Origin of the sequence: Sneathiella sp. (assembly GCF_041689005.1) — a bacterium.
Taxonomy (GTDB): Bacteria; Pseudomonadota; Alphaproteobacteria; order Sneathiellales; family Sneathiellaceae; genus Sneathiella.
Window position 1 is genome coordinate 1 of the sequence record NZ_JBDNHC010000031.1, and the last position, 11,422, is coordinate 11,422.

Genomic DNA, 11,422 nt, shown 5'->3' on the forward strand with positions numbered 1-11,422 from the left:
AAATTCCGTCCCGTCGGCAGGACATCGCTGCGCCCGCGCGTCGGCGCGCCAGAGGGGCCGGGCTCGACGAATTCGCCGTTCAGTCCCTTAAGTAGTCCGCCAAGCTCGGCTTCGCCACTTGCCTCGACCGCTGGGCGAAGAACGCTGTCCAGTCCGGCCAGCACTGACTGTGTCAATGCCCAGCCGGGTTTGGCCACCGTCTCGCCGGACACAAGTTCCGCGGCCAGCAGTTCAAGCCGTTCTACCGTGTCGCCATTCGATCGCCATGTCCCCTCGAAATCCAGTGCTGGTGGCCGCGCGCCCTGCCATTCGGTGCCCATCTCGCAATCTAGCGGGTCAAATTCCTCGGAAAATTCTAGATCCAGCGCGAGGCTGCGGATGAGGGAGGCGTTGGCACCCTTACCGTCGTTTCGCGGAATACGCAACAGGGCAACCAGCAAGTCGGTCAGTTGCCGCCCTGTCGGCGATTGCCCGAAGATGTGAAGGCCGTCGCGGATTTGCAGTTCCTTCAACTCACAGAGATAATTATCGAGCTTGGAAAGCCGGCTGTCCTCCGGGTCTTCCGCATCGATGCCGCAGTCGATATCTATGCCGGTTGACTGGGTCAGCTCCAGAATCTGGCGGCGGAGCAGGGCAATCCGGCGCGGATCGATGCCGGCGGCGTCATAGTATTCATCGACCAGCCGTTCGAGATCGGCAAGCGGTCCATAACTCTCGGCGCGTGTCATCGGCGGTGTCAGGTGATCGATGATCACGGCGCTTGCCCGGCGCTTGGCCTGTGTCCCTTCGCCCGGATCATTGACGATAAACGGATAGAGATGCACCATCGGCCCGAAAACCGCCTCGGGATAGCAGTCTTTGGACAGCGCAACCGACTTACCAGGCAGCCATTCCAGGTTGCCGTGCTTGCCCATATGGATAAAGGCGTGAACCTTCTCCGTCTCGCGCAGCCAGGCATAAAAGGCAAAATAGCCATGCGGCGGAACAAGATCCGGATCATGATAGCTTGCCGTCGGGTCAATATTGTAACCGCGCGCGGGCTGGATCCCGACAATCACATTGCCGAGGCGAAGGGCCGCAAGATGGAATTCCTCACCGGCGACAAATGGATCGTCCTCCGGCGGCCCCCATCGCCCGGTTATCTCCAATTGCAGCTTTTCGGGCAGAGAGCTGAAAAATTCATGGTAACGCGCGAGTGGATAGCCAATTCCCGCACCGGCGGATTCTCGCCGACGGTCATTGGTCGGGCCGTCGAGCAGGGTCTCAATCAGGGCATTGCCGTTTTCCGGAATGCTGTCGACGTCGTAGCCGGCCTCTTTCAACGCTTTCAGAACCTCAATCGTCCCGGCCGGGGTATCGAGCCCGACGCCATTACCGATGCGGCCGCTCTTGTTAGGATAGTTGGCGAGAATAAGGGCGATTTTACGTGCCTCAGCAGGCGTTTCGCGCAGGCATGCCCAATTCGCGGCGAGGTCGGCGACAAACTCGATCCGGTCGGGTACGGATTTATAGGCAATGATACTGGTTTGGGTTGCCGTATCGAACCCGGCGTCCGACTTGAAGGAGACGGCGCGCGACAGGATCCGTCCGTCAACCTCCGGCAGGGCGACATTCATGGCGATGTCCCGCGCCGACAGGCCGGTAACGCCCTCTTTCCACTGGATTTCGTTTCCGCCGGAGAACACGACCTGCAGAATCGGACAGTTGGCCGTATCAAACGGCGTTTCCTTCCGCGCGGCGCCGGGGTTGGAGACAGCAAAGCCCGTGGCGTTCAACAGGATGGCGGGCGGCGCCTCGGTCAGGAAATGTTCCACAATTCCGGCGGATATCGGGTCTTTCAGGCTGGCAACGAACAGCGGTAACGGGTTGAGCCCGCGCGCCTGCAGCGCTGCAATCAACTCATTGACCGGGGCCAGATTGTCCGCCTGATAAAGGGCCCGGTAGAAAATGATCCCCGCGACGGGTGCGCCCGCTTTCCAGTGGCAGCGGAGGGTTTCAAGCCCTGCCGCCGTCTCGCCCGGCCAATAGAGACCGGCCTTCATCAGCGTTCTCGGTTCGCGCCAGCCGGTTTCACTGTCGAGCAGGAAATGGCAATAATCCAGGAAGCCCGTGTAATTCTCCACCCCGCCCTGGACCAGATATTGCCAGAGCCGGTGGCAGGTCTCGCGGTTCAGGGTATTGAGGCCCGACAGTTCCTCATCCGGCTGGTCATCACCCGGTAGAATGGCAAGTTTTATCCTGTATCGGCGGCAGCATTCGGTGATTTTCTCGATCCCGTAAGGCCAATAACTGACACCTCCCAGCAGCCGGATTACCACCAGCTGCGCGGACGCAATGATATTTTCGACATAAATATCAACCGAGAGGTTATGGGAAAGCTGCATACTGTTTGCAAGCCGTAGCGAAAGGGAGCTGTGCCGATCTTTGTGGGTCAAGGCGAGGCTCGAAAGCTCGCTGTCAGCAGCCGAGAGAACAACGATATCTCCTGGCACCTGTGCGAGATCAACTGCCTCCGATCCATCGGCGATGCCGCCGGGTATGGCTGCCAGCAGATGCATGTCAGGCTGTGATCATCCGGGTGATCGCCGCTTTATCCATGTCATGCTCGCCGATAATGACGAGTTTGCTGATCCGGATTTCCCCCGCGTCCCAGTCGCGGTCGAAGTAATGCTGCAGGCGGCTTCCAACCCCTTGCAGGATGAGGCGCATGTCCTTACCCGCGACTGAGATAAATCCCTTGATCCGGAGAATGTTATGGGCGGCGATGGCATTTTCAAGCTTAGCGATCAGGCTTTCCGGTGAGGATATCTCCCCAACCTCGAGAACGAAGCTTTCAAAATCGTCATGCTCATGATCACCGGCATCGTCATGGACGGACGGACGGGCGGCGAGATCGTCTTCCGCCGCCGCCGCCAAGCCGAGCAGGACACGGGCATCGATCTTGCCATGACTGGTGCTGAGCATCTTGACCGTGGGACGAACGCGGGATTTTAATGATTCGGTTGCCGCGAGCAGTTCGTCCTCGCTCAGCAGATCCGCCTTGTTGAACAGGATCATATCGGCGCAATTGACCTGATCGTCGAAAAGTTCCTCAAGCGGGCTGTCATGGTCGAGATTTTCGTCCGCCTCTCGCTGCGCCTGAACGGCGGCGGGGTTTGCAGCAAACAGGCCATCCCGATAGGCGGGGCCATCGATTACGGTCACGACACCGTCCACGGTGACCTGGGTGCGGACCTCTGGCCAGCCGAAGGCGCGGACCAACGGTTTTGGCAGCGCCAGCCCGGATGTCTCGACGATAATATGGTCGGGCCTGTCTGGACGATCGAGCAGCTTCTGGATGGCGGGCAGGAAATCATCGGCGACGGTGCAGCAGATGCAGCCATTAGCCAGTTCGACAATATCGTCGTCGGTGCAGGTATCATCGCCGCAGCCTCTCAGCAACTCGCCGTCGACCCCGAGGTCGCCGAACTCATTGATAATAAGGGCAAGCTTTCGTCCACCTGCATTTTCAATCAGATTACGGATAAGGCTGGTTTTGCCGGCGCCAAGGAAACCGGTAATGACGGTGGCGGGAATCTTCTGGGTCATGGCAGGGGTCCGGTACTGTGTTTGGGAAAATTCAGGTCATCGCAAGCAACCGCGCGGGCCCTGATGAAAGGGCCTTCGGAAGTCCAGTGATTGGGTCGCAAAGCAGCTACGCTCATCATGATCCTCCGTCATGCAGCAGAAATTGACAAATGTGATGGCAGGTCTCCTGGCTTGCGAATGGCACCGGCACATACCTTCCCGATCTCTCAGTGGTTGTCTGTGCAGGCTAATCGCTTACAGTTGCGGGGACAGCCGCGGCATAGATCCGAAAATCGCACCGCATTCCCTTATAATCCCGGATTGGGAACCATCGACCCGGACGCTAAGGCGGAATGCGCTTCCTGTCAATCCGTTAGCACCCGAACGGTGTTATTTTCGCCATTCGGCAAGAGCCGCCGCCAGCCGCGACCAGTCTGTTTCCGTTCCTGGCAGGCCGAATCTCAGAACGGTGTCTCGTCCAGAAAAAATGCGGCAGAGGATGCCCGCCTCGCAAAGACGATGAAAAACCGTCGGGGCGTTTCGTGTTTCCACCAGACAGAAAAGATCGGTTCCGCCGATTACCGGAAGATCGTTTTCTGTGAGGAGGACTGTCAGGCGGCGGGCCGATTGCCGCAATCGGGCACGGGTCGCGGCGATCCAGAATGCATCGCCAAGCGCCACCGCGCCGACCTCAAGCGCGATGCCGCTCACCGCCCAAGGGCCCAGTTCCGCACTTATTATTTGCGTGATCCGGTCCGGACCAGCGAGAAAGCCGAGCCGAAGCCCGGCAAGGCCAAAGAATTTGCCGAATGATTTAAGAACAATAGGTCCAGCTTCATCCATCACCGGGGCGAGAGAGATATCGGGGTCGGTGTCGGCAAAGGCCTCGTCGACGATCAGCCAGCCGCCCCTCTGATGAAGCGTGGCCGCGAGTGCGATTAGTTCTGGCAGGGGATATGTCCGGCCATCCGGATTGTTGGGATGAACAAGGACAACAATCCGGGTTGATAGATCGATCTCGTGCAGCCGTTCAATCTCTCGCACCCGGTGGCCTGCCCGCGACCAGCAGATGGCATGCTCGGAATAGGTCGGGGTTAGGATATCCACGTTGGATGTCGGCAGGATTCGCGGGAGGAGCTGAATGGCCGACTGGGTGCCGGGCAGCGCTAGAATGCTAACCTCCGACGGTACGCGGTAGTAGGCCCTTGCCGCCGTGAGTACCTCTTGCTCCCGGTCGCGGGAGGGCAGGGAGTTCCATGCCTGTTGTGGTATCAACGGCAGCGCATAAGGGGTTGGATTAATACCGGTGCTGAGATCGAGCCAGTCAGCTATGTCGCGCCGATAGCGGGCGGCCGCCCAGGCAAGGTCGCCGCCAAGATCCGGGAGTGTGTTGTTGGAATTGTTGGGGAACGGTTGGATCATTGCGCCTCGACTTGATGAAAACCGCTTCCTCATAACAGAATGACGCTTGTTTTCGCAAATTTATCCTGTAGTTTTGTCGCCATGACGGACGCAGCAAAAAATAAGATTGTCGTTAAGGACCTGTATAAAAGCTTTGATGGCGTCACCGTTCTGAACGGGATTAACCTCGAGGTGAAAACCGGCGAGATTCTGACGCTGATTGGCCCATCCGGGGCAGGTAAGTCGCTGACCCTGAAATGTATTCTCGGGCTGGTAACGCCGGATAGCGGCTCCATCCAGCTGGATGGGATTGAAGTAAGCCAAATGCCGGAGCGGGACCGAGCGGAGTTTTTCAAGAATTTCGGCATCCTTTTTCAGCGATCCGGCCTGTTCGACGGCTTGCCGGTCTGGGAAAATATTGGGTTTCGTCTTTTGCAACAGCCCGGCGCGCGTAAAAGCGACGTGAAAAAAGTGGCAATTGCCAAGTTGCGGGCGGTTGGCCTGTCACCCGAAATCGCTGATTTATTTCCGGCGGAGCTTTCTGGCGGCATGCAGAAGCGCGTCGGCTTTGCCCGGGCGATTGCCGGGGATCCGCCGGTTCTGTTTCTGGATGAGCCGACCGCTGGTCTCGACCCGATCATGAGCAATGTCATCAATGACCAGATATTTAATAACGTTCGGGAACTCGGCAGCACGGTGATTGCAATTACGAGTAACCTGCTGACGGCGCGGATTATTTCTGACCGGATTGCCATGCTGCATGAAGGCCGCGTCGTCTGGACCGGCGATGTTCAGGAAGCAGCGACTTCAGATAATCCCTATGTCGCGCAATTCTGGAACAAGCGAAAAGATGGTCCTATCCAAATGCCAGTGACCACAATTTCCGCCTGAATTTCCCTCCCAATTTATCACAAGGATCGGGTTTTATACGTCTGAACGGTCACCTGCTGAGAGTTCATAAGACGCCTAAAAACCATGAGACATCGCGAAACGAAGTTAACGGCCTCGGACTTGCTGAAGCCGAGAAAAAACCTGCTGTGGAAGCAATCTTCACTGCCGAAGCCATGCTGGTCGCGGCCGTTCCTGATTGAAAACAGGATTACCCGTAGTTTTGATGACAGGATGATATTTGAAGAAAACGCAGCTCGAAACCTCCTCCGGGGGGAAGTTGAGGGCGAACTCGCACGCCTATCCGCATCCGGGCGGCGATTCTGGCTCGCCGAATACAGGTTTCTTGAAAAAATGATGACGTTGTCACAACTGTTGGCCTATGCCCCGGCATTTGTTCGGTTATCAAGGATTATGCCACGAAAACTGGTGTTTTGCCGCCGCATGGTAGTGCGAAAATATCTGAAGCAGCATCTCCCGTCTCCAAACCGACTAATCTCGAAATTGTGCAACCGCTTTGTCCGCTCCAGCGTTCTACTGTATCCCGCTGAAAAGCTGGTCAGTGCCAGCGATAAATTTGTTGCTCTGGCGGCGCGGTCTGCCGATCAGTCCGTGGCCGCCAACCGCGAGCGCGTTATCATGCTGCTCCGCTCCCTGCATATGATGACCGACCAGGAAATCTGCGAGCAGTTCCAGCGTGAACGGGATTACCTTAACGAATTACACCTGTTGGTTGAGCTTGTTCGCTTTTATCAGGTGGATATCAACGATGTGTTCAGCCTCTCTGCCGCCGACATTGCGCATTTCTGGAAACACAATGGCGCATGAGGGCGTCTCATAGCGGCAGTCCAATCCGTTTGCGGAGGTCTTCGTCACGGATGCTCAGTTCCTGACCGGCAAGGTCCGCGGCGGCGTCGCTGCAAAGCCAGGCGATGGCCTTTGCCGGGTCTTCGGCGGCGGCGAGATTATCCCGCGGGATCTGGCTGACCGGGTTGATGCCGGAGGCGCGAATAAGCACTTGCATTTCTGTATCCACCACGCCCGGCGCAAATCCATAGACGCGAACGCCCGCATCGCCTGCCTCAAGGGCCGTGGCGCGGGTTAGCATATAAACCCCGGCCTTGCCCGCGCAATATGCGCTCCAGCCTTCCATGGGGTTATGGGCGGCGCCGGAGCTAATATTGATGATGACACCGGATTTCTGGCTCTGGAAGTGTGGCAACACCGCGCGGGTGCCATGATAGACACCGACAAGATTAACGGTGATATTGCGTGCCCAGTCCTCGGGGTCGCTTGTGTCAAGCCTGCTGATCGGGTCAACGATGCCGGCATTGTTAATCAACGCATTCAGGCGGCCATAGCGATCCATCGTTTCGGCAACCAGTTTTTCAACGGCGGCATAGTCCGAGACGTCGCAACTTGCAGCAAAGGCATCACCACCGGCATTTTTAATCTGTTCCAGCGTTCCGCTGCAGGAGGCAGCCGATCGTGCGCTCACGCAGAGCTTGGCGCCCTCGGCGGCAAGGGCGACAGCAGCAGCGGCGCCGATGCCCCGGCTAGCGCCGGTAACGATGATGACCTGGGAAGATAAACTAGCCATAAAACTGCCTTTCGAATTCGATGAGTTCACAACAGCTTTCCAGGGGAAAGCATTTGCGTTTCTAAAATGAGGAATTGGGCTGTTTCAGAAACGCCTCTTCCGCGGGTGTATTTTGCCGCCCCAATATTTTGTTGCGATGTGGGAACCGGCCGAACTGTTTAATGATATCATAATGTCGCTGCGCATAATCCAGAGATCCATCATTCCCGAGCTCGGTAAAGAGTTTCACTGACAGTTTCTGGTCTTCCATATCCTCACTATGCTCGAAAGGGAGGAGGGCAAATGATTTGTAAATGGGAGCAAGCTCGTTGTACTGGCCGCTGGACAGCATATGACGGGCCAGTTCGCGGGCCTTGCCATCGGCAGAAAAGGCCCGGGCGTCGTCGCGAAACATGTTGCGGGTGAATTGATCGAACAGCAGGATCAGTGCGAGCGAGCCTTTGGCACATTCTGTCCAGGAAAGAAGCCTGCCCGAGATCGCGCTTTCGAAATCATCGTTAAACCGGTTTCGAATCTCAGCATCAAACTCGGAGTTTTTCTCGAACCATTCTGCGCGCGGCTTGCCAAACGCGTCATTGGTTTCCGGTAAAAACCAGAATTCGATTATGTCCTGAATCCGGTTCGACGCCATTTTTATATCCAGAGTTTCTTAGGATTATTGTAAGAGTTCAGCGTTAAGTATTGGGTTGTATAGAATCTATAGTGACGGGGAAGGTCTGACAAGACCTTCGCAGGAAAATGTATATGGCACGGAAGTTAAAGTTACTGGTTCTTATGGTTTTTGTTCTGGCTCTGGGGGCTTGCGAGCAACGGGACCATGATGGGACATTGGCCAAGGTCAAAGGCCTGACAACACCGGAAGAGGTTAGAACCGCCCTCGGACCGGCCGACAGGATCAGCAAAACGGGCACAACAGAAATCTGGGAATATTCAACCTCGGCCGCGGATGTGTGTTTCGCTGCCGCCGGAAACGCGATCATTCGTTTGTCGAGCTGTCTCTAGTTCATTTCTCCCGGTCCCGGGGCGGAATTTCATCGGCATCGTGCGATAGTTGCCGGTCCCCTTCCAATAACGCCTGATAGGTTGCGGCGTCCTCACTTTGGATAATATTTTCCGAGTCCTCGGATTTTTGCGGTGAGGGCGGCGTTTCGCTGTTGATATCGCCCGCGCGGTTTCGCCGCCACTTGCCGGGAGTGAGACCTTTAATGAACCCAACCGTCGTCCGCGATGCCTGCACGACGACGATGGTTTCCCTGCCGTAGAGCTTATGCCAGACAATTTGAAAATTCCCTGCCTGCCCGGCGGCGACTTGTTGGGCCCGGCGGGCTGTCAACAGCCACAGCGGACTGATCATCAGGCTGAGAGCAATCACTGTGATCAGCAATTGCGAAATGTCACTGGATACATAATGACTGTCTTCGCCGCTCGCCATCAGCAGAAACGAGAATTCACCAATTTGACCGAGCGCCGTGCCGGCGATAAAGGCTGACCGCCAGTCAACGCCAGTCACGCGCAAGATAATGATATTGATCGCGGTTTTCCCGACGACAACAACGAGTAACATCACCAGGACAAGAACGAAATTGTTCAAAATATAGGTAAGGTCGATAAGCAGCCCAATGGACAGGAAAAAAATCATCAGCAGAATTGACTGGATCGGCTGGGTCGCCTCGACAATGCGTTTGCGCTCCTGACTGTTGCCGATGATCAGGCCGGCAAGAAACGCGCCGAAGGCGGGGGAGGTTCCGACAAGACCGCTGATCGCGGCCAACCCGAGACAAAAGACGATGCCAAACAGCGGGGTTAGATCCGCATGCCCAGAAATAAGTTTCAAAAACGGCAGATGAATACGCTCCCGCTGATTGAGAAACAGGATCAGCCCGATCAGGAAAGCAATGGCAAAGGCAATCGTCAAAATCAGGACTGGTACATTCAAGGCCTCCCCTGACATGCTGCCGACGATCAGCAGCATCGGCACGACGGCAAGATCCTGCGCGATCAACAGGCCAACAGCAATATTGCCCGTGCGCTGGTGCAATTCGCCGATGTCCTCCAGAATTTTAACAGCAACAGCGGTTGAACTGATTGACAGGCTGAAGGCGAGCAACAGCGTCAGTTGCCAGGGCCAGTCCAGATACAGCGCGATCAGCCCAACGATCGCGTAAGCGACTGCGACTTGGAGGAAAACGCCACCAATTGCGGTTTTCCATATGCGCATGAAGGATTTGAGATTAAGCTCCATACCGATCAGGTAGAGCAGCAGTAAAACGCCAAGTTCGGCAAGGATGCTGACATTGGCCCTGTCTTCGACAAAGCCGAAAACCGAGCGGCCGAGGACCATCCCCGTCAGCAGATAACCGACAATCGCCGGCTGCTTAAGGCGCGTCATCACCAGTCCGAAGACAAGGGCGACCGTGGCAATAATGGCGATATCCGTCAGTTGATGCATTTGCCGTGACTTATCTGGAGTAAGATTGCCTGAATGTCTGGCAATCGTGATTTATATAATCTAACAGAGAACCGGTCGCTTGTTGAGGGTTTCACGTGTTTTTTTATAAGAATTAAATGTCAATTTTCAGGCAGCTACCCTGAACGCATACTGTTTTTTAGAAAAAGTAAAAGGACGGCGGATGATAGTTTACAGACGGATTGTCAAATGGCTTGGCCGGATTTTGCTGGCGACAGTCTTTTTGGCGCCGCTGACAGCCACGGCGATGGCCACAGATAAATCCATCGAAAAGAAACCGCTGCATATCAGAGGTATCAAGGGCCATGATGATCGGGTGCGCGTTGACATTACAGCCGCGCCCTGGAAGATGATCGGTCGGCTGAACAATAACGGAAGTTTTTGCACGGGAATTCTCGTCGGACCGTCCGAGGTGGTGACGGCGGCGCATTGTTTTTGGGATAAACAGCGGCAAAAATGGGCTGTGCCAAGCGGCTTTCATTTTGTCCTCGGATATGAAAAAGGACTATATGAGGCGCAGACGGAAATCGTCAGCTATTCTCTCGTAAGCGGTCCGCCATTAATGAGGGGAGGCAAAAAGCCGCCCCTTGCCGACGATTGGGCGCTTGTGACCCTCAAGGTGCCGCTGGGACAGACCTACGGGTACATTCGTCCCGTGCCGTTCGATGCTGCCCGGATAAAACAGCCGCGTCCGGGGGCAACCTTCCTGCAGGCGGGATACAGCAAGGATATCCCGCATATTCTGACCAGCGATATGGATTGCGATCTTCTTGGTGTACAGAAAACGGGGGTGGGGAAGGAGCCTGTCATTTTGCACCGCTGTGACGCAACAAATGGCGATTCTGGCTCGCCGATACTGATGCGGGATGGCCATCGGTATTCGCTTATTGGTATTCATGTGGCGACGGTGACGCGCCCTGAAGAACAGGACATCGGTATCGCTGTCTCCGTTGACAATTTTCGACGTAAATTAGCTGTAAATCAATAATAAGCAGGCCGGGTATATAAAAATTTACGAAAAATAGTCAAAATTTGTTGTATTATACCTCAAACAGGGGATGCAATAGGGACGTGAGGTCGATTATTGTTCCTGAAATAGGGTGTATATTTTTGATTTAAACTTGGATGATCGAGGAAGTCATGGGAATAAATGACAATCACGAAAACGATTTCGGGCATGAAAATGGTTCCGGGCAGAGCGAAAGCATTGTACCAACGGTTCCCGAAGGCGCGGAGGCGTCCGTAGCGGATTTTCTCGATTTCGGACAGAGCGATGTTGTTGATCTTGATGCCTTGTTCGATGCATTGAATATTGCGGCGGAACATGGGTCCGGCGGGATGGAATTTATCGCTGGGAGTGAGGGCGGCGCGGAAACACTGATAATTTCCGGCGCCGAACTGACCATCGAAACCATGCCGGAGGGCGGCGAGAACCTGGACGCGCATTCCCATGGGATTCTCAAATCCGTAATTGTTTCGGACGAATCCTGAGGTAGGTC

General features: G+C 55.5%; 11 protein-coding genes and 1 riboswitch. Of the genes, 5 read left to right on the forward strand and 6 right to left on the reverse strand.

Annotated features, from left to right (window positions below):
• The 3 genes from cobN to cobD form a co-directional block, all read right to left on the reverse strand.
• Positions 1-2,558: cobaltochelatase subunit CobN (gene cobN, locus ACESNI_RS03800; RefSeq protein WP_373085135.1), on the reverse strand; the 2,558-nt coding region annotated here is incomplete at its 3' end.
• 1 nt (position 2,559) lies between these two features.
• Positions 2,560-3,588 carry a cobalamin biosynthesis protein CobW gene (gene cobW / locus ACESNI_RS03805; RefSeq protein WP_373085136.1) on the reverse strand — a complete coding sequence of 343 codons (1,029 nt, stop codon included), beginning with the start codon at positions 3,586-3,588 and terminating at the stop codon, positions 2,560-2,562.
• Between the two features lie 138 nt (positions 3,589-3,726).
• Positions 3,727-3,915, reverse strand: a riboswitch (cobalamin riboswitch).
• Positions 3,916-3,957: 42 nt separating this feature from the next.
• Positions 3,958-4,989, reverse strand: a complete 1,032-nt coding sequence (cobD, locus tag ACESNI_RS03810; protein ID WP_373085137.1) for a threonine-phosphate decarboxylase CobD — start codon at positions 4,987-4,989, stop codon at positions 3,958-3,960.
• Positions 4,990-5,028: 39 nt separating this feature from the next.
• On the opposite strand from cobD, the gene ACESNI_RS03815 reads away from it, so the two are divergent.
• Entirely contained in the window at positions 5,029-5,859 is an 831-nt protein-coding gene (locus tag ACESNI_RS03815; RefSeq protein WP_373085138.1) for an ABC transporter ATP-binding protein, read from the forward strand.
• Between the two features lie 84 nt (positions 5,860-5,943).
• Positions 5,944-6,684 (forward strand): hypothetical protein, encoded by a 741-nt coding sequence (locus ACESNI_RS03820; RefSeq protein ID WP_373085139.1) that lies wholly within the window; start codon positions 5,944-5,946, stop codon positions 6,682-6,684.
• A gap of 7 nt (positions 6,685-6,691) precedes the next feature.
• Here ACESNI_RS03820 and ACESNI_RS03825 read toward each other — a convergent pair whose 3' ends face one another.
• Positions 6,692-7,456, reverse strand: coding sequence for an SDR family NAD(P)-dependent oxidoreductase (locus ACESNI_RS03825; protein ID WP_373085140.1), 765 nt, complete (start codon positions 7,454-7,456; stop codon positions 6,692-6,694).
• A gap of 61 nt (positions 7,457-7,517) precedes the next feature.
• Positions 7,518-8,087, reverse strand: a complete 570-nt coding sequence (locus ACESNI_RS03830; RefSeq protein WP_373085141.1) for a DUF924 family protein — start codon at positions 8,085-8,087, stop codon at positions 7,518-7,520.
• A 113-nt stretch (positions 8,088-8,200) separates the two neighbouring features.
• Between ACESNI_RS03830 and ACESNI_RS03835 the strand changes: the two genes are divergently transcribed.
• Complete coding sequence (locus ACESNI_RS03835) at positions 8,201-8,458, forward strand: hypothetical protein (RefSeq protein ID WP_373085142.1); 258 nt, start codon at positions 8,201-8,203, stop codon at positions 8,456-8,458.
• A gap of 1 nt (position 8,459) precedes the next feature.
• On the opposite strand, the gene ACESNI_RS03840 is transcribed toward ACESNI_RS03835, so the two are convergent.
• Complete coding sequence (locus ACESNI_RS03840) at positions 8,460-9,905, reverse strand: cation:proton antiporter (protein WP_373085143.1); 1,446 nt, start codon at positions 9,903-9,905, stop codon at positions 8,460-8,462.
• 181 nt (positions 9,906-10,086) lie between these two features.
• Here ACESNI_RS03840 and ACESNI_RS03845 point away from each other — a divergent pair, with 181 nt between their 5' ends.
• The gene (locus ACESNI_RS03845) at positions 10,087-10,911 is read left to right on the forward strand and encodes a serine protease (protein ID WP_373085144.1); all 825 of its coding nucleotides are present in this window, start codon (positions 10,087-10,089) and stop codon (positions 10,909-10,911) included.
• A gap of 152 nt (positions 10,912-11,063) precedes the next feature.
• Positions 11,064-11,414, forward strand: a complete 351-nt coding sequence (locus ACESNI_RS03850) for a hypothetical protein (protein WP_373085145.1) — start codon at positions 11,064-11,066, stop codon at positions 11,412-11,414.
• Positions 11,415-11,422 lie beyond the last annotated feature (8 nt).